This window comes from Leifsonia sp. 22587 (assembly GCF_052044215.1).
Lineage (GTDB): Bacteria > Actinomycetota > Actinomycetes > Actinomycetales > Microbacteriaceae > Leifsonia > Leifsonia shinshuensis_C.
Genome location: NZ_JBQENB010000001.1, coordinates 1,294,373 through 1,309,743 on the forward strand (window position 1 = coordinate 1,294,373; position 15,371 = coordinate 1,309,743).

A 15,371-nucleotide genomic window follows, 5' to 3' on the forward strand; every position below is an offset into this window, starting at 1 on the left:
ACACTAGACCCCACGCAGCGACCCGCTACCCGACGGCGCCCTGCGCCCCGGTCTCGGCCACCCGCGCTCGGTCCAGCCGCCGCATCCGGTACTCACGCACCGTCAGGGCCACGATCAGGATGTCGAACGCGGTGAGCGCGACGAGACCCCACGAGAAGTGCACCACCAGTTCGTAGCCCTGCCAGCCGATGAAGGCGACCAGGACGCCGATCAGCCACGGGTAGGCCCACAGCTTGTCGCGTAGCACGGCCACGACCAGGACCACCTTCACCACCCCGTGCACCAACAGGTAGACGGCACCGAACAGGGTCGTCGACACGCTGAGGCCGGAGGCGTAGCCGACCAGGGAGTTCGCGATCGGGTCGTGAGGATGCTCGTGCAGCTCCGGCCGCGCGAGGGCGCGCGTGACCGCTTCGATCTGGGCGGGGGACACGAGCAGGAGCGCGACCCCCGCGACCAGCTCGACCACGCCATCCACCCCCTTCAGCACCAGTGCGACGACGAAGGTGCGATCGAGCAGGGAGCGTCTGCGAGTGCCGGACACGCAAGACACGGTACCCGCCCGCGTCTGAGACACCGCGAGGCACTTCCGGGCGGCGCCCCCGGGCGAGGAGGATGACCGGGAAGACGACGGGAGGACGGATGGCAGAGACGATCGTGGTCGCCGTGGACGGCGAGCCGGCACACCGGGCGGCACTGGACTGGGCGGCGGCGCGGGCCGAGCGCACAGGAAGGCGCCTGCACCTCATCCACGTCGTCGAGCCGTCGTGGGGCGACCGCGGCGGAGAGCCCGACCCGTCGCTCCTCCGGGTGTCCGGCGAGCTGCTGGCGGCGGAGAAGGACTACGCGCTCGCCGGAGCCGGAGCGCTCGCCAGAGCCGCCGCCGCGACGCCGCTCGAGATCGGCACCGAGTCGCGCTACGGGCACCTCGCAGCGGAACTCGCCGCGGCCTCCGCCGACGCCGCCATGCTGGTGATCGGTACGCCACCGGAAGCCGAGCGCCGTCACGCGTTCGCCAGCAGCTCGGCCGCCCGCGTCGCGGCCGCGGCCCGGTGCAGCGTCGCCGCCGTCCCGCACGGCTGGGGCACCGAGGGACGGGGCGTCGTCGTCGGTGTGGATGGCGAGCTCACGGAGGATCCCGCGGTCGAGTTCGCCGCGGTGGAGGCGGAAGCCCTGGGGGAGCCGCTGACCATCGCGTGTGCCGGATTCCTCTACCACCCGCTCCTCGACGAACGGGTGGTGGACGGGACGGAGGACGACCCGCGGGAGCAGGTGGTCGAGGACGCCGCCGACACCGTCCTCGCCGGGCATCCGGCCGTCACCGTGTTCACCGAGGTGCTCGAGACTTCGCCGGCCCGCGGGCTGGTCGCGGAGGCGGACGGATCCAGGATGCTGGTGCTCGGCTCCAACGACTGGCAGGGGGTCGAGCGGGCCGTCCTCGGCTCGGTCGCGCACGACGTGCTCGTCAACCTCCGGACGCCGGTGGTCGTGGTCCGGGCCGGGTAGTGCCGGCGGTCTCCGTCGTCCGGCGTCAGTCGTCCGGCCTCGGTCCCGCGACCTCAGTCCTCCGGCGGGTGGGTCCGCTGCTCCGGCTCGCCTGTGGTGGCGAGGATCCACTCCTCGTCCCGTGCCCGGGCGCGGCGCGGGCGGTCGACGAGGAAGAGGTAGATCGCGTCGAGGACGCCGAGCGTGTTGCTGAGCAGCAGCGCGACGAACCACGGTTTGCTGTCGTTGCGCGCGGCGCGCCACAGCGAGACGCCCTTCCACGCGAGACTCCAGGCGACGACGGCGGCGACCATCGTGCCGCTCTTGGCGGAGACGTCGTGGTCCCGCATCCAGGACATGCTCGACTGATTGGCTTTCATGCACTGAGTCAAGCGCGGGCGCGGCACCGCCGAAAGTCAGCTCCCCGCCGCGCCTGCGTCAGCGCTGCTGGAGCTCGGATCGCCTCTCCGATCGCCCCGGTATCCGGCCGACGAGCAGTGCCGCGGCCGCCACGGTGAGCAGCGCGCCCAGCAGGATCGCCGATCCCTCGCCCGGCCGCAGCCCGCCCACCTGCAGCCCGAGCGCCACCGCCGCGACCGGGACCCCGAGCTGGCCGCCCGACACGATCGCCTGCGACCACGGAAGGCCGGCGATCCGGGAGGCGGCATGGGCGATCAGCGCCGAGACCCCCAGTGCGAGGCCGAGCACGATCATCGATGGATGCGCGACGAGCTCGCGCAGGTCGATCGAGGCGCCGAGCCAGACGAAGAACAGCGGGCCGAAGAAGCCCTCGGTCATCCCGAACAGCTGGCGCGCCAGCCGGTGCGGTTCGCCGACCGCCGAGAGCACCAGCCCGAGGGCGAAGCCGGCCAGCATGATCGACAGCTGGGCGAACTGTGCGATCGCGGCGAACGTGAACAGCACCAGCAGGCTGAGGCGCAGTTCGAGCGCGAACCGGCGGCGCTCCGAGTAGGCGTGGGCTCTGCGCCGGAGTCCGCTCCGGCCGACGCGGCGCAGGACGAGCACGAGGCCGACCGAGACCGCCGCGATGATCAGCGCGCCGACCGCGGCGCTTCCCGCCCGCCACGGCGCGACGGCGAACGGGAGGGCGACGACGCAGACGATGTCGGCGACGGCGATCTGCGTCACGAGCTGGCCCAGCATCCCGAGGTCGTAGCCGAGCGACGTCAGCATGGGCAGGATGATCGCCGCCGACGACGAGGCGAGCACGATCCCGTAGACCAGAGCGTGACCGGTGCCGAACAGCGTGGCCAGGCCGGTCCCGAGCGCCGCGGCGACGACACCGGCGATCGCCGCACCGGCGAGACCCAGCAGTCCCGTACGGGTGCGGAACCGGTGGTCGCGCACGGGGATCTGCGAGCCGACCACCACCATCGTGAGCCCGAAGCCGATGTCGGCGAGCAGCCGCAGGCCGTCCGCCTGCGGATCGATCAGCCGGAAGCCGGTCTGGCCGATCAGGATGCCGCCCACGATCTCGCCGACGACCACCGGCACGCGCCAGATGCTGCGCGCCGACAGCAGCGGCCCCAGAAGGCCGACGGCGACGACGAGCGCCAGAGCGGACGGGCTCATGCCGCCGGCCCGGGGCGGGCGCCCGTTGGGCGACGTGTTCGCATGCCCTCAGTGTGGTGCACGACCGGCGTCCGGGCACGACGGGCGCGCTCCGGAACGACGATGCGGCACCCGGCGAAGGCCGGGTGCCGCATCGTCAGCGCACGGAGAGCGAGATCAGTAGCAGACCTGCAGGCTGTCCACATCGGAGGTGAGCACCGCGGTGCCGCCCGTGATGTTCATCGCGGTCGTGCCCAGGCGGACCATCTGGTCGCCGATCAGGCGCGGCACGCATCCCGGAAGTGCGAGAAGCAGGGGGCGGGAGGCCGAACCAGCCGCCGCCGCGGAGACCAGCGCGTCCTGCCAGGCAATGCCTGAGGCGACGTAGACGGTGGACGCGCTGTTGGCCGAGAACGCGGAGGCCGCCAAGAGGGAGCTGGTGCTGAAGCGGTCGGCTCCGCCGATCCGGCTCACGACCGTGCCGGTGCTCTGCGGCTGAGTGACCCAGACGTCGCCGAGCACCGCGGAGCCGCCGATTAGGATTAGGTTGTGGATAGACTTGGCCGTCAGGTACGCCTGAGTGGCTGGGTCGATTGCGCTCCCGTCGACGAGAAGCAATGGGCTCTTCTTTTTGGCGGCGACCGGTGCGGCGGAGAGGGCATCCGCGAAACTGCTCGCGGACGCGACATACGCGGAAGTAGCGGTGGGGAATGCGTAGGCTGCGACCAGCCGCGACGTCTCGAACCGGTCGGCTCCGCCAATGCGGGTGACCGGGGCGACTGCTTTGAGCTGATTCAGCGCCGAATCCGCGACGGCCGCCGTGCCGCCGACCACGACGATCTTCGCCGGCTTGAGGCGCTGCACTTCGCCGAGGACTGCCGCCGGCACAGAGCCCTGCATCGTCAGCAGCACAGGGCCGTGCTGCGCACCCGCGGCGGGCGCGGCGGAGAGCGCATCCGGGAAGTCCAGACCGGAGGCGACGTACACGACAGGCACGCCCGGCGTAGGGAATGCGGCCTGTGAAACCTGGACGCTGGTTGCGAAACGGTCGGAGCCGGCCAGTCGCGTCGGTGTCGGGGAGGATGCGGAGGCGGGGGAGACGAACGCGGTCTTGCATCCGAGGCTTCCGTCGCCGGTGCGTGTGCCGGGCAGCGCGACGGCCGTGATGCACGCTCCGTACTGGCCGTAACCGCTCCATGGCGCCTGTGCGATGAAGCCATGGGCGGATCCGGCCGATGGGTACGAGCTCGCGACGTCGGGTCGACTGGCGTTGGCTGTGACCGTCGACGTGCTGATGCCCGCCGGGGTGTTCCAGGAGATCCGAACCTGACTGGACGCGGCCAGATTCGTCAGATCGATCGCCCATCCCGACACGGAGAAGGGTGCGCTGGTGCTGACCTTCGCCGAGTCGAACGAGCCGATCGGCGGGTGGCTCGAGGCGCCATAGGCGAACGACTGCAGCTGGGCGTACGTGCCGTTGTAGATGTCCTGGTCACCGGCGAAGACGCCGGAGCTGGCGTACTGCCACATGGTCCAGTTCAGCCAGCTCGCGGGGAGGGCGCCCGGCGTCGAGGTGCCGTAGCGGGCGACGAAGAGCGGGTAGGCGCCGAAGGTGTTGTTGGAGCCGGTGCACTGGTTCCACCAGTTGGCGGTGGAGTAGATGGCCGGCTCGATCCCGGTGAGGGCCTTCATCGTGTGCACGAAGTCCGCGATCCACACCGACATCGCCGTCGTCGACAGGCCCCAGCACGTGCCACTGCCGTCGGTGGCGTACTCGATGTCGAGCAGCGGAGGAAGCGTGCGCCCGTCCGGGGCCCAGTTGCCGCCGTGGGCGACGAAGTAGCGGGCCTGCGTGGCGCCGTCCGTCGTGTTCGGCGTCGCGAAGTGGTACGCGCCGCGGATCATTCCGACGCTCGTCGCACCGGCCCACTGCGACGGGAAGTGCGAGCTGACGTAGTCGGTGCTCTCCGTCGACTTGATGTAGACGAAGCGCGCGCCGTTCGCCCACATGGCGTTCCAGTCGACAGTGGGCTGCCAGCCGCTGACGTCCATGCCGAGGATGCCGCCGACGCCGAGCGACGCCTTCGGCGCGACGGTGCGGGCGCCGGCCGCGGGGCCTTCGACCGCCTCGATCGTCGAACCCATCGCGTGGTCGCCCGCGGCGTCCTGCACGGCCAGGGACGGATCGGCGGCCGGCGTGGAGCCGGAGGGTGCGGGCGCTGTGGGAGCGGGCGTCTCCGTCGGAGCCGGGGTCGCCGTGGGAGCGGGCGTCGCCGTGCCGGCGGGCGTCCCCGCGTCGTCGGAGGTCGCCGCCGGGGAGGACGTGCTCGTCGCGGCCGGCGTCTGCACCGGCTCGGGCGCCGCCATTGCGGGCGAGGCGCCGATGAGGGACAGGAGCAGCGCTCCGGTCGCGAGGATACCGATTCTCATGGGGTGGACATCCGCTCTTCTTCTCGGAGGTGTGGTGTCCAGTCGGTCGGGTCCGTCCGGAGGCTGTGGGGCAGGGCAGGCCGGTCCAGTGTACGACGAGGGTCGATGCGAGCGCATGCACCCGTATGGGCTACAAGTGCCATGTCGCTGCGGACGAGGGCGCGGACGGCCCCGCCCGCACCCGGCTAGAGTTGGAGGGTTCTGAATACGACCCCGATCAAGGAGTGGACAGGTGGCCGACGGCTTCGAGCTCTTCACCGACCGTTCCGTTGTCGCGATGCGCGTCAACGGCGAGCTGAAAGACCTCGCGACGACCGTCACGACCACGGACACCGTGGAGCCGGTCACCATCGATTCGCCGGACGGGCTCAGCATCCTGCGCCACTCCACCGCGCACGTCCTCGCGCAGGCGGTGCAAGCGGTCAATCCTGAGGCCAAGCTCGGTATCGGACCGCCCATCACGGACGGCTTCTACTACGACTTCGACGTCGCCGAGGCGTTCACCCCGGAGGACCTGAAGGCGCTCGAGAAGGAGATGTCGCGCATCGTCCGAGCGGGCCAGCGCTTCGTGCGCCGCGTCGTGACCGACGACGAGGCGCGCGCCGAGCTCGCCGGCGAGCCCTACAAGCTGGAGCTCATCGGCCTGAAGGGCGGGGCGCAGCACGGCGACACGGCCGCCTTCGACGAGAGCGAGAGCGTGGAGGTCGGCTCGGGCGAGCTGACGATCTACGACAACGTCGACCCCCGGTCGGGCGAGACGGTCTGGAAGGACCTCTGCCGCGGCCCGCACCTCCCGAACACCCGGCTGATCGGCAACGGCTGGGCGCTCACCCGCGTCGCCGCCGCCTACTGGCGCGGCAACGAGAAGAACAAGCAGCTGCAGCGCATCTACGGCACCGCCTGGGCGAGCAAGGACGAGCTGCGGGCGTACCAGACCCGCATGGAGGAGGCCGCCAAGCGCGACCACCGCAAGCTCGGCGCCGAGATGGACCTGTTCAGCTTCCCGGACGAGATCGGCTCGGGCCTCGCGGTCTTCCACCCCAAGGGCGGGATCATCCGCAAGGAGATCGAGGACTACATGCGCGACCGGCTCATCGCCAACGGCTATGAGCTCGTGAACACGCCGCACATCACCAAGGCGCACCTCTTCGAGACCAGTCAGCACCTCAACTGGTACAAGGAGGGCATGTTCCCGCCGATGCACCTCGACGAGGAGCGCGACGCGGACGGCAACATCACGCGGCAGGGGCAGGACTACTACCTCAAGCCGATGAACTGCCCGATGCACAACCTGATCTACCGGGCGCGCGGCCGGTCGTACCGCGAGCTGCCCCTGCGGCTCAGCGAGTTCGGCACGGTCTACCGCTACGAGAAGTCGGGAACGCTCTCCGGCCTGACCCGCGTCCGCGGCCTCACTCAGGACGACGCGCACATCTACGTGACCGAGGAGCAGATCAAGGACGAGGTCGCGCGCCAGCTCGAGTTCGTGCTCGAGACCCTGCGCGGCTACGGCCTGACCGACTTCTACCTGGAGCTCTCGACGAAGGACCCGGACAAGTACGTCGGAAGCGACGAGAGCTGGGAGACGGCGACCGAGACCCTCCGCGAGGTCGCGATCGAGTCCGGCCTCGAGCTCGTGGACGACCCGGGCGGGGCCGCGTTCTACGGCCCGAAGATCTCGGTGCAGGCGCGCGACGCCATCGGCCGCACCTGGCAGCTCTCCACCGTCCAGCTCGACTTCAACCAGCCGGAGCTGTTCGAGCTGGAGTACAACGCGGCGGACGGCACGCGCAAGCAGCCGGCGATGATCCACCGTGCGCTGCTCGGGTCGATCGAGCGGTTCTTCGCGATCCTGCTGGAGCACTACGCCGGGGCGTTCCCGGTGTGGCTGTCCCCGGTGCAGGTCGTGGGCATCCCGGTCGCGGACCAGTACGCGCCCTTCCTCGACGACGTGATCTCGCGCCTGAAGGCACGCGGCGTCCGCGCCGAGGTCGACCACTCGGACGACCGCATGCAGAAGAAGATCCGCACCCACACCAAGGCGAAGGTCCCCTTCCAGCTGATCGTCGGCGAGGAGGACGCGTCGGCCGGCACGGTCAGCTTCCGCTTCCGTGACGGCACGCAGCGCAACGGTGTGACGGTGGACGAGGCGATCGAGCGGATCGTCGAGAGCATCCGCTCGCACGAGCTGGTCGACACGGCATGGCCCGCCTGAACCTCGGCTCGTACGACGAGGGCGCCGGCACGGGCGGGGACGACGGTCCCGTCCGCGTCGACGACCCGTCGTACCTCGTCGGTGTGCCGGACGAGTTCCAGCGGTTGTGGACCCCGCACCGCATGGTCTACATCCAGCAGGGCGACCCCGGTCACGACGACTGTCCGTTCTGCGTCGCCCCGAGCATGAGCGACGAGGATGCGCTGATCGTCGCCCGCGGCAAGTACGCGTACGCGCTGCTGAACCTGTTCCCGTACAACAGCGGCCACCTGCTGGTGTGCCCGTACCGGCACATCGCGATGTACGACGAGGCGACCCCGGAGGAGGTCGCCGAGATCGGCAGCATCACCCAGACCGCGATGCGCGTCATCCGCGAGGTGTCGCACAACGACGGCTTCAACATCGGCATGAACCAGGGCGCCGTCGCCGGCGCCGGCATCTCGGCCCACCTCCACCAGCACATCGTGCCGCGGTGGGCGCAGGATGCGAACTTCTTCCCGATCATCGCCCGCACGAAGGCCCTGCCCCAGCTTCTCGGCGAGGTCCGCGCGTCCCTGGCGAACGCCTGGCCCCACCCCTGACAGAGGCGACATTCGTGCCGAATGTCGCCTCCAACTCTGCGTTTCGCCGCATTCGGCACGAATGTCCACGCACCACTGCGCGCCCCTAAGCGCGGCATTCGTGACGAATGTGTCGAAACGGGAGGCGGAAGGGCGCATTCGGCACGAATGTGCCCCGGGAGGGGAGCGGGTCAGCGCACCCGGGTGACGGGGAACTGCTCGCGGGGGTTGGCGTAGGAGTCCTGCGACTCGACGAGCTGGAGTTCGCGCTCGCCCGACTCCAGGGTGCGCGTCAGCAGGTCGAAGACGCTCGAGACCGTCTTCCGCAGCGCCAGCTCGGCGTCGCCGGTGCGCACGTAGTGCGCCGTAAACAGCGCGGCCGTGACGTCGCCCGAGCCGTTGGCCTTCATCGGGAGGCGCGGCGTCTGCACGATCCACGCGCCCGCGTCGTCGACGGCCAGCATCTCGATCGTGTCGGCCGGCGCATCCGGGCGCTCGACGCTGGTCACGAGGACCGTGCGCGGGCCCATCGCGCGGGCCGCATCCACCGACTCCAGGGTCGACTCGAGCGTGTCCGGCGACGTCTCGGTGAGGAACCCGAGCTCGAACTGGTTCGGCGTGATGATGTCGGCGACGGGGACGACACGCTCGCGGAGCAGCACCGGGATGGCCGGGGCGACGAAGCAGCCGGACTTCGCGTTGCCCATGACCGGGTCGCAGGCGTACACGGCGTCCGGGTTGGCCGCCTTCACGCGCGCCACCGCGTCGACGATGACGTCGCCGATGCCCTCGCTGCCCTGGTAGCCGGAGAGCACCGCGTCGATCTCGCCGAGCACGCCGCGCTCCTCGATGCCGGTGATCACGTCGCGGACGTCGTCCGGCGAGATCAGCGGGCCGCGCCACGCGCCGTAGCCGGTGTGGTTGGAGAAGTTGACGGTGTAGACCGGCAGCACCTCGACGCCGATGCGCTGGAGCGGGAACACGGCGGCGGAGTTGCCGACGTGACCGTAGGCGACCGCGGACTGGATCGAGAGGATCTTCATCCTTCGATCCTCTCACCTCGCACGAGCGGGTCCCGCCGCGACCGTCAGCGGGCGGCGTCCACCAGGTCGTCGATCAGGCGCGCGGCGTCGTCGTCTTCGAGGTCGTGCACCGTGAGACGGAGGTGGTGCGAGGGAGAGGGACGCTCGCCCAGCACGAACTCGTCGCCGGTGCGCGCCAGCCAGCCGCGGCGCATCAGCCGGTCGGCGACGACCTTCGCCTCGACCGGCAGGCGGACCCAGAGGTTGAGCCCGTCGCGGGCCTCGGTGGGCAGGCCGCGCTCGGTGAGCCGGGCGGCGAAGGCGGCGTTCCGTTCCGCGTAGTGCCGGCCGGCGGCGGCGACCTCCGCCAGCACCGCCTCGTCGGTCAGCTGGGCGAGCACCAGTCGCTGCAGGATGTGGCTGACCCACGTCGTGCCGGGGCTCAGGCGCATCGCGAGGCGGTCCGCCGTCTCCGGGTCGGTCGCCGCGACGGCGAGGCACATGTCGGGTCCGAGCGACTTCGAGACCGAGCGGACCAGGGCGTACCGCCGGTGCTCGGGCCCGATCAGCGTCTCGTAGGGCCGCTGGGACAGCATCGAGAAGTGGTCGTCCTCGATCACCAGGACGTACGGATGCTCGGCCAGCACGGCCCGCAGGGCCGCGGCGCGAGCGGGGGAGAGCGTCGCGCCGGTGGGGTTCTGCGCCCGCGGCGTGCAGATGACGGCGCGCACGCCGGACTCGAGCGCGGCACGCAGACCGTCGACGGTCATGCCCTCCGCATCGACGGGCACCGGCACCGCTCGGTAGCCGCCCAGCCGGACGGTGTGGATGCTCGCCAGGAAGCACGGGTCCTCGAGCGCGACGGCGTCGTCGCGGAGCAGGGCCTGCGCGAGCAGCCGCTCCACCGCATCCACCGCGCCGTTCGTGACGGTGATGCGCACGGGGCGGCCGGGAAGGTCGGCGCTGACCCAGGCGAGGGCGCGCTCCTCCAGGGCCGGGTCGATGACGGGCTCGCCGTAGAGCACGGGGCGCCCGACGGCGGTCGCGAGGGCGCCGGAGAGGTCCGGGATGCGTCGCGGGTCCGGGTTCCCCGTCCCGATGTCGCGGAGCACACTGTCGGGCGCGTAGCCCTCCTGGGCGACGGCGGTCACCCCGGCGACGACGGTCCCGGCCCGGCCGCGGGCGGTCACGACGCCGGCCTGCGCGAGCAGGCGGTACGCGGCGACGGCGGTGTTGCGGTTCACGCCGAGCTGGGCGGCGAGCTCGCGGACGGGCGGGAGCGCATCCCCGGTCCGCAGGGCGCCCCGCTCGTGCAGAGCGCGCACGCTCGCCGCGATCTCGGACGCGGTGCTGCCCGTGATGGTCTGCTCGTCCATGTCCCTCCGGTTTGCGAGTCTAGCGAGCCGCGGCGAGGATGCTATCGTTCGGCATAGGCCAAAACCGTTTTTGTACCACGAGAGGGCGATGATGACAGACAGCGAGCAGGGCACGTTCGGATCGAGCCGGGTCAAGCGCGGCCTCGCCGAGATGCTGAAGGGCGGCGTCATCATGGACGTCGTCACCCCCGAGCAGGCCCGGATCGCCGAGGACGCCGGCGCGGTCGCCGTCATGGCGCTGGAGCGCGTGCCCGCAGACATCCGCGCCCAGGGCGGCGTGGCCCGGATGAGCGACCCGGACCTCATCGAGGCCATCATCGCCGAGGTGTCGATTCCCGTCATGGCGAAGGCCCGCATCGGCCACTTCGTCGAGGCGCAGGTGCTGCAGGCGCTCGACGTGGACTACATCGACGAGTCCGAGGTGCTGTCGCCCGCCGACTACGTGAACCACATCGACAAGTGGCGCTTCACCGTCCCGTTCGTGTGCGGCGCCACCAACCTCGGTGAGGCGCTGCGCCGCATCAACGAGGGCGCGGCGATGATCCGCTCGAAGGGCGAGGCCGGCACCGGCGACGTCTCCGAGGCGACCAAGCACATCCGCACGATCACGTCGGAGATCAACGCCCTGAAGTCGATGACCAAGGACGAGCTGTACGTCGCCGCCAAGGAGCTGCAGGCGCCGTACGAGCTCGTGCGCGAGATCGCCGAGACGGGCAAGCTCCCGGTCGTGCTCTTCACCGCCGGCGGTGTCGCCACCCCGGCCGACGCGGCGATGATGATGCAGCTGGGCGCGGACGGCGTGTTCGTCGGCTCCGGCATCTTCAAGTCGGGCAACCCGGAGCAGCGCGCCGCCGCGATCGTGAAGGCCACCACCTTCTACGACGACCCGAGCGTCATCGCCGAGGTCTCCCGCGGACTCGGGGAGGCCATGGTGGGCATCAACGTCGCCGACCTGCCCACCCCGCACCGCCTCGCCGAGCGTGGCTGGTAACGGCCCGCGGGTCGGCGTCCTCGCGCTGCAGGGCGACTTCCGCGAGCACCTCGCCGTGCTGCGCGGTCTGGGCGCCGACGCCGTCCCCGTCCGCCGGCCCGCCGAGCTGGATGAGATCGGCGGCCTGGTCATCCCGGGCGGCGAGTCGAGCGTGATGGACAAGCTCTCGCGCTCGTTCGGTCTCGCCGGGCCGCTGCGCGAGGCGATCGCGGGCGGTCTGCCGGTGTACGGCACGTGCGCCGGGCTGATCATGCTCGCCGACCGCGTGCTCGACGGCATCGCCGGTCAGCAGACGCTGGGCGGCCTGGATGTGGCGGTGCGGCGCAACGCGTTCGGCTCTCAGGTGGACTCGTTCGAGACCGACCTCGACATCCCGGCGGTGGGGGAGGCGCCCATGCACGCGGTGTTCATCCGCGCCCCGATCGTGGAGAGCGTCGGCGAGAAGGCGACGGCCCTGGCCCGCGTCGGCGACGGCCGGGTGGTGGCGGTCGAGCAGGGCAACCTGCTCGGAACGTCCTTCCACCCCGAGATCACCGGCGACACGCGCTTCCACGAGTACTTCCTGTCGAAGGTGCGCGACGCGGCGCTGAGCGCGGCGTAGGGACGCTGCGTGAAGCTGATCGTCCTCCGTGGCGCCTCCGGTTCGGGCAAATCGACCGTCGCGACCCTGCTCCGGCAACGGCTCGGCACCGGCATCGCGCTGGTGGAGCAGGACTACCTGGGTCGCGTCGTCCTCGGGCTCCGGGCCACGGACGACGGCACCAGCGCGGATGCGTTGGATGCGCTCGCCCGCGCGGCGCTGCGGACCGCTCCCGCCGTGCTCGTCGAGGGCATCCTCTCGTCCGAGCGCTACGGCGCCGTGATCGAGGGGCTCCGCGGCATCCCCGGTGTGTCGTCGTGGCTGTACCGATTCCGCCTCCCCTTCGAGGAGACGGTGGCCCGCCACGCGACCCGGGAGAAGGCGGGTTCGTTCGGCGAGGACGAGCTGCGGCGCTGGTGGCCCGGCGACGACCTGCTCCGCGATCACGACGGCCGGCCGGTCGAGCAGCTGATCGGGCCCGGGGCCACGGCTGAGCAGGTCGCCGAGCGGATCATCGCCGACGCGGGCCTGGTCGCCGGCGACTAGCGGCCGCCCGCTGAGACGCGAGGCATGGCGCGCCGGGCCGCCGCGACCCTAGGATCGCGGCGAGTCCCTAGTCACCCGAGCCTGCGAGGACCGCATGACCGAGCGTCCGCCCTTCCGTGTCCCGGTCGGGAGCGCCGCCAACCCGGTGCTCGACCGGGAGTCCCTCGACCGCCTGCGTTCTCTCGGGACGACCGAGGAGGTCGCCGCGGGGGACACGCTGTTCCGCGCCGGAGACGAGAACCTCGACTTCTTCGTGATGGAGGCCGGCCGGGTGGACATCATCCGGGAGGCGACGATCGGGTCGCGCGCGCGGACGGTCGCGCAGTGGCAGGCGGGGGAGTTCCTCGGCGAACTGAGCATGCTCACCGGTCAGGCGTCGCTGCTCACGGCGCTGATCACCGAGCCGGGGAGGGTGCTGCGCATCCCGAACGCGCTGTTCAAGCAGATCATGGCGACGGATGCGGGGCTCTCGGAGACCCTGCTTGAAGCGTTCCGGGCCCGCCGGAGGCTGCTGATGGCCGCGGCGGACCGCACCCTCGAGCTCTTCGGCCGGGAAGGCAGCGCGGGAGCGCTCGCCCTGCGCCGCTACGCCGCGCGCATGGAGCTGCCGCACCGCTGGATCGACGTGGGGACGGACGTGGGCCGCGCGGCGCTGGCCGAGGCCGGCCACACTGAGGCCGACCTTCCGCTCGTCCTGACCCGGGGCACCGCGCTGCCGAACGCGACGCCACGCCAGCTCGCCGAGACCGTGGGGCTCGCCTTCCGCTACCGGGACGGCGACTCGTTCGACCTGGTCGTGGTCGGGGCCGGGCCGGCCGGCCTCGCTGCGGGCATCTACGGCGCCTCCGAGGGTCTCAGCACCCTCGTGCTCGACGCGCTCGCCCCGGGCGGCCAGGCCGCCGCCAGCTCCCGCATCGAGAACTACCTGGGCTTCCCCTCGGGCCTCTCCGGCGCCGAGCTGACCGAACTGGGGCTCATCCAGGCGCTCAAGTTCGGGGTCCGCCTGTCCGCACCCGCCGACGTCGTCGAGCTGCGCCACGAGGAGGACGGGATCGTGCTCGAACTCGGCGACGGCGACCGCCTCCGCGCCCGCTCGGTCGTCGTCGCGACGGGCGCCCGCTACCGGCGGCTGCCGCTGGAGAACTGGGCGGAGTTCGAGGGCGGCAGCATCTTCTTCGCCACGACGGAGCTGGAGGCGCGGACGGTCGCGCGGCGCCCGTCGGTCGTCGTCGGCGGCGCGAACTCGGCCGGCCAGGCCGCCCTGTACCTCGCCGGGCTCGGCGGCGACGTCGCGCTCGTCGTGCGCGGCGCGTCCATCGAGGCGAAGATGTCCACCTACCTGGTCGACCGGGTGGTCGCGCACGAGCGGATCCGGGTGCACGTCTCCTCCGACGTCACCGGACTTCACGGCGGCGAGCAGCTGGAGGAGGTCACCATCACCTCCTCGGCGACCGGCGAGACGGAGCGCGTCACCGCCGCGGCGCTCTTCTGCTTCGTCGGTGCGGAACCCGGTGCGTCCTGGCTCTCCGGGGCGGCCGTCGACGCGAGCGGATTCCTCCTCACCGACGTCGATCTGCCCGCTCCCGCGGACGGCAGCCGCGGCCCGTTGCCGTTCGAGACGAGCCTGCCCCGGGTCTTCGCCGCGGGCGACGTGCGTCACGGTTCGATGAAGCGGATCGCGGCCGCCGTGGGCGAGGGCGCGAGCGCCGTGGCGTCGGTGCACCGGGCGCTGGCGGTGCGCTGAGCCGCCGCGTCGTCCCGGGCCGAGCGCTGGCGAGGGCCTATTATGGACGGGTTCAGAAAGTGATCCGAGGGAGCAGCAGTGTCCGGGCATTCCAAGTGGGCAACGACCAAGCACAAGAAGGCGGTGATCGACGCCCGCCGCGCGAAGTCCTTCGCCAAGCTCATCAAGAACATCGAGGTGGCGGCGAAGACCGGCGGCGCCGACCTGTCCGGCAACCCGACGCTCGTGGATGCGGTGCAGAAGGCCAAGAAGACCTCGGTCCCCAACGACAACATCGACCGCGCGATCAAGCGCGGCGCCGGGCTCACCGGTGAGTCGATCGACTACACGACGATCATGTACGAGGGCTACGGTCCCGGCGGTGTCGCCCTGCTCATCGAGTGCCTCACCGAGAACAAGAACCGCGCCGCGGCCGAGGTGCGCACCGCGATGACCCGCAACGGCGGCACCATGGCCGACCCGGGCAGCGTGGCGTACAACTTCCACCGCAAGGGCGTCATCGTCGTCCCGCACGCCGACGGCGTCGACGAGGACACGGTGCTCGCGGCGGTCCTCGACGCCGGCGCCGAGGAGGTCACCGACCGCGGTGAGAGCTTCGAGGTGCTGACCGAGGCGTCCGACCTGGTCGCCGCGCGCACGGCACTGCAGGACGCGGGCATCGACTACGACTCCGCCGACGCCGAGTTCGTCGCGACGGTGAACGTCGAGGCCGACGCCGAGGTCGCCCGCAAGGTCTTCCGCCTCATCGACGCCCTCGAGGACTCCGACGACGTGCAGAACGTCTACACCAACCTCGACATCAGCCCTGAGGTGCAGGCGCAGCTCGACGAAGACGACGAGTAGGCCGCGA

Annotated in this window: 14 protein-coding genes; 8 read left to right on the forward strand and 6 right to left on the reverse strand. The window is 71.3% G+C overall.

Annotated features, from left to right (window positions below; translation table 11 throughout):
• Positions 1 to 25: 25 nt before the first annotated feature.
• Positions 26 to 544, reverse strand: coding sequence for a DUF2127 domain-containing protein (locus ACTJI1_RS06270; RefSeq protein WP_440741942.1), 519 nt, complete (start codon positions 542 to 544; stop codon positions 26 to 28).
• A gap of 98 nt (positions 545 to 642) precedes the next feature.
• Here ACTJI1_RS06270 and ACTJI1_RS06275 point away from each other — a divergent pair, with 98 nt between their 5' ends.
• Positions 643 to 1,506, forward strand: a complete 864-nt coding sequence (locus ACTJI1_RS06275; RefSeq protein ID WP_440741943.1) for a universal stress protein — start codon at positions 643 to 645, stop codon at positions 1,504 to 1,506.
• Positions 1,507 to 1,559: 53 nt separating this feature from the next.
• Here ACTJI1_RS06275 and ACTJI1_RS06280 read toward each other — a convergent pair whose 3' ends face one another.
• The 3 genes from ACTJI1_RS06280 to ACTJI1_RS06290 all read right to left on the reverse strand — a co-directional run bounded on the left by ACTJI1_RS06280 (position 1,560) and on the right by ACTJI1_RS06290 (position 5,487).
• Complete coding sequence (locus ACTJI1_RS06280) at positions 1,560 to 1,865, reverse strand: DUF5652 family protein (protein ID WP_440741944.1); 306 nt, start codon at positions 1,863 to 1,865, stop codon at positions 1,560 to 1,562.
• A gap of 58 nt (positions 1,866 to 1,923) precedes the next feature.
• A complete protein-coding gene (locus ACTJI1_RS06285; protein WP_440741945.1) occupies positions 1,924 to 3,078 on the reverse strand; it encodes a cation:proton antiporter in 1,155 nt (384 codons plus the stop codon).
• A 156-nt stretch (positions 3,079 to 3,234) separates the two neighbouring features.
• Positions 3,235 to 5,487 (reverse strand): GH25 family lysozyme, encoded by a 2,253-nt coding sequence (locus ACTJI1_RS06290; protein WP_440741946.1) that lies wholly within the window; start codon positions 5,485 to 5,487, stop codon positions 3,235 to 3,237.
• A 232-nt stretch (positions 5,488 to 5,719) separates the two neighbouring features.
• Here ACTJI1_RS06290 and thrS point away from each other — a divergent pair, with 232 nt between their 5' ends.
• Both thrS and ACTJI1_RS06300 read left to right on the forward strand, forming a co-directional pair.
• Positions 5,720 to 7,702 (forward strand): threonine--tRNA ligase, encoded by a 1,983-nt coding sequence (gene thrS, locus ACTJI1_RS06295; protein WP_440741947.1) that lies wholly within the window; start codon positions 5,720 to 5,722, stop codon positions 7,700 to 7,702.
• Positions 7,690 to 8,283 carry an HIT family protein gene (locus ACTJI1_RS06300; protein ID WP_310129631.1) on the forward strand — a complete coding sequence of 198 codons (594 nt, stop codon included), beginning with the start codon at positions 7,690 to 7,692 and terminating at the stop codon, positions 8,281 to 8,283. Before thrS ends, ACTJI1_RS06300 begins: the two co-directional genes overlap by 13 nt.
• Positions 8,284 to 8,453: 170 nt before the next feature.
• Here the strand turns inward: ACTJI1_RS06300 and pdxY are convergent, their stop codons facing one another.
• Positions 8,454 to 9,305: a pyridoxal kinase PdxY gene (gene pdxY / locus ACTJI1_RS06305; RefSeq protein WP_440741948.1), complete on the reverse strand. Its 852-nt coding sequence runs from the start codon at positions 9,303 to 9,305 to the stop codon at positions 8,454 to 8,456.
• Between the two features lie 44 nt (positions 9,306 to 9,349).
• Positions 9,350 to 10,660 carry an aminotransferase class I/II-fold pyridoxal phosphate-dependent enzyme gene (locus tag ACTJI1_RS06310; protein ID WP_440741949.1) on the reverse strand — a complete coding sequence of 437 codons (1,311 nt, stop codon included), beginning with the start codon at positions 10,658 to 10,660 and terminating at the stop codon, positions 9,350 to 9,352.
• 88 nt (positions 10,661 to 10,748) lie between these two features.
• Between ACTJI1_RS06310 and pdxS the strand changes: the two genes are divergently transcribed.
• The 5 genes from pdxS (at position 10,749) to ACTJI1_RS06335 (ending at position 15,364) form a co-directional block, all read left to right on the forward strand.
• A complete protein-coding gene (gene pdxS, locus ACTJI1_RS06315) occupies positions 10,749 to 11,651 on the forward strand; it encodes a pyridoxal 5'-phosphate synthase lyase subunit PdxS (protein ID WP_440741950.1) in 903 nt (300 codons plus the stop codon).
• The gene (gene pdxT / locus ACTJI1_RS06320) at positions 11,641 to 12,252 is read left to right on the forward strand and encodes a pyridoxal 5'-phosphate synthase glutaminase subunit PdxT (RefSeq protein ID WP_440741951.1); all 612 of its coding nucleotides are present in this window, start codon (positions 11,641 to 11,643) and stop codon (positions 12,250 to 12,252) included. The genes pdxS and pdxT overlap by 11 nt, the downstream gene beginning before the upstream one ends.
• Positions 12,253 to 12,261: 9 nt before the next feature.
• On the forward strand, positions 12,262 to 12,777 hold the full coding sequence (locus tag ACTJI1_RS06325) for an AAA family ATPase (RefSeq protein ID WP_440741952.1): 516 nt from the start codon (positions 12,262 to 12,264) through the stop codon (positions 12,775 to 12,777).
• A gap of 94 nt (positions 12,778 to 12,871) precedes the next feature.
• Positions 12,872 to 14,521, forward strand: a complete 1,650-nt coding sequence (locus ACTJI1_RS06330) for an FAD-dependent oxidoreductase (RefSeq protein ID WP_440741953.1) — start codon at positions 12,872 to 12,874, stop codon at positions 14,519 to 14,521.
• A gap of 78 nt (positions 14,522 to 14,599) precedes the next feature.
• On the forward strand, positions 14,600 to 15,364 hold the full coding sequence (locus ACTJI1_RS06335) for a YebC/PmpR family DNA-binding transcriptional regulator (protein ID WP_310129621.1): 765 nt from the start codon (positions 14,600 to 14,602) through the stop codon (positions 15,362 to 15,364).
• Positions 15,365 to 15,371: the final 7 nt, after the last annotated feature.

Bases quoted from the DNA above. Each gene is read 5' to 3' on its own strand.
- ACTJI1_RS06300 (WP_310129631.1), top strand. From the start codon at position 7,690: ATGGCCCGCCTGAACCTCGGCTCGTACGACGAGGGCGCCGGCACGGGC.
- ACTJI1_RS06310 (WP_440741949.1), bottom strand. From the start codon at position 10,660: ATGGACGAGCAGACCATCACGGGCAGCACCGCGTCCGAGATCGCGGCG.
- ACTJI1_RS06330 (WP_440741953.1), top strand. From the start codon at position 12,872: ATGACCGAGCGTCCGCCCTTCCGTGTCCCGGTCGGGAGCGCCGCCAAC.
- pdxY (WP_440741948.1), bottom strand. From the start codon at position 9,305: ATGAAGATCCTCTCGATCCAGTCCGCGGTCGCCTACGGTCACGTCGGC.
- ACTJI1_RS06275 (WP_440741943.1), top strand. From the start codon at position 643: ATGGCAGAGACGATCGTGGTCGCCGTGGACGGCGAGCCGGCACACCGG.
- ACTJI1_RS06280 (WP_440741944.1), bottom strand. From the start codon at position 1,865: ATGAAAGCCAATCAGTCGAGCATGTCCTGGATGCGGGACCACGACGTC.
- ACTJI1_RS06285 (WP_440741945.1), bottom strand. From the start codon at position 3,078: ATGAGCCCGTCCGCTCTGGCGCTCGTCGTCGCCGTCGGCCTTCTGGGG.
- pdxS (WP_440741950.1), top strand. From the start codon at position 10,749: ATGATGACAGACAGCGAGCAGGGCACGTTCGGATCGAGCCGGGTCAAG.
- ACTJI1_RS06290 (WP_440741946.1), bottom strand. From the start codon at position 5,487: ATGAGAATCGGTATCCTCGCGACCGGAGCGCTGCTCCTGTCCCTCATC.